Annotated in this window: 1 protein-coding gene and 1 pseudogene; both read left to right on the forward strand. The window is 52.7% G+C overall.

The features are described from left to right. Nucleotides 1–834, forward strand: a pseudogene (locus KQI26_RS15090) (relaxase/mobilization nuclease domain-containing protein); the annotation flags it as partial. Nucleotides 835–836: 2 nt separating this feature from the next. Then, the coding region (locus tag KQI26_RS15095) for a PcfB family protein (protein WP_216505054.1) at nt 837–1,226 on the forward strand (390 nt) is incomplete at its 3' end.

Raw genomic sequence — 1,226 nt, forward strand, 5'->3', positions numbered from 1 at the left:
AAAGGCAAACAGTATCCTGAGTGGGAAGCCGAGCAAAAGGGAACCGGCACATTACGCAGTGCCATCCGGGAGGATATCGACGCTGCGATCCGATATTCCTATACCATGGAAGATTTCTGGACGCTGCTGCAAAAGCAGGGATATCGCATCAAGCGGAGTGAGCAGCGAAAATACATTGTGCTTTTGTCCCCAGGGGCCAAGCGGGGCGTTCGGCTTACCAGCTTGGGAAAGGGATATGGAGAAGAAGAAATCGCCGCCCGTATTCGCCGTCAGAGGGATAAAGGCCCACCGGTGAAACCGCGGGTGGAACCACCCTGCCGCATCCGAATGCGCGGCAGCACCAAATACATACCGAAAAAGAAAGTTAAAGGCTTTATGGCCTTGTACTTCAAGTACTTATATCTGCTGCGGTCGGCGCGGCAGCCGAGGGTACGCCGTCCCAGCTATATCATGCGGGAAGAGCTGATCCGGCTGAAGCGTTACCAGCAGCAGTTTAGATATATTCAGTCAAACCATATTGAGACGGCAGGCGATCTTACGGGCCGGGCGGAGCAGATAGAGCAAGAGCTTCTTCGACTGGAGAATGAACGCAGGCCGCTGTATGGATTGCGTAAGAATGGAAAGGAGGAAGCACTGGAAGAAATCAATAAGAAGATTGCTCAGTTCAATGACACCATGAAAAAGCTGCGGCTGGAGCGGAACCTGTGCAAACGAATCCAGGAGGATATTCCTCGGGTGACGGCTGCATGGGAAAAAGCCCAGGCCGGTCTGGTGCAAAAGCAGCAGAGACAGCAGGAGCGGAACAAGCAGAAAGAACAGAGAAGGAGGGTTTGATTATGAGTGAAGAAGCCCAGGCCGTACAAATGATTTTTAGTGCAGCAGGTAAAACTGCTGAGCTACTCGGTCGTGCAGCCATTGGCGCTGGAAAGGGAGCAATGAAACTGCTTCTTTTTGCGATTGCACTGGCTAAAAGTCAGCCCAGGACCAAAGGTAAGATTAAGTTGGAAAAAATGTTGAGCCAGGGCAAAGAGTTGGTGCCCTTTCAGATTCTGGAGCGGGACAAACGAACCTTTCACAAGTTGGCCAAAGACTATGGCATCACCTATGTGATGGTGAAAAACTCCAAGACCCAGGATGGCCGGGTGGAGGTTATCGCCAAAGCGGAGGACGCCGGGCGGATCAATCGAATTATCGAGCGCCTGGGGTACCCGGCCCCCACCAGGGAG

Origin of the sequence: Intestinimonas sp. MSJ-38 (assembly GCF_018917925.1) — a bacterium.
Lineage (GTDB): Bacteria > Bacillota > Clostridia > Oscillospirales > Butyricicoccaceae > Pseudobutyricicoccus.